At 44.1% G+C, this 749-nt stretch carries 1 protein-coding gene; it reads left to right on the forward strand.

Annotation, left to right across the window (positions count from 1 at the left end; all coding sequences use genetic code 11):
- Positions 1 to 718: HAMP domain-containing histidine kinase (locus A3766_RS31115; RefSeq protein ID WP_197479564.1), on the forward strand; the 718-nt coding region annotated here is incomplete at its 5' end.
- Between the last annotated feature and the right edge of the window lie 31 nt (positions 719 to 749).

Genomic DNA, 749 nt, shown 5'->3' on the forward strand with positions numbered 1-749 from the left:
AAAAATGCAGAGTTTGCAGTCTTTGGCCGGTAATATCGCCAATGACATGAGAGGGCCTTTAGATCAATTACATGCCTTTGTTGAACATGCTGCATTGGTACGAGCGGAGCTAAAAGATGAGAGATATTTAGATAGTCCCTATAGCCAAGCTCATGTGGCTATCGCGCGAAGTGCTCAGGTGATCGACATGAGTCTAGGTCTGGTGAAGGATGAACCCATCGATGTAAGTACCTTCAAGGTGCTTTCAATTCAGAGTGTAGTAACGAAGAGTTTGGCAGAGTATGTGTTTATGCCAGGAGAGCGAGAGAGAATACGAACAGACTTACGCCAAGACTTCTTGTTCAAAGGTGATGAATGGTTATTGATTTATGCTTTGTTTAACATACTAAAAACGGCCATCAATCACTCTGTCGTGGCTAAAGGCGAAGAGATCACTATTGATAGTCGGGTTGAGGGTGGCCGTAATGTATTATTATTGCGTTATAAAGAAGGTGTTCAGCGTTCTCAGCTAGAAGGTTTAAGAGTTGTGGATGAAGATTCATCTAACCTTGATCTGGCGACCGTCTATTATCGACGGGTCATGAGCGCTTTAGGGGGGGCGATAAGTTATTCCACTGACTCGGAGCAATGCACCGAAATTCTATTGGTTTTCCCCTGTTTAAGAACGGGAGGCGGTGATAGTGAATCGATTCTGGATGAGCTGAGCGTTGCTCCTTAGCACTCTATATCTCTGCGTTTTCTTGAACTAA

This window comes from Oleiphilus sp. HI0132, assembly GCF_001635845.1.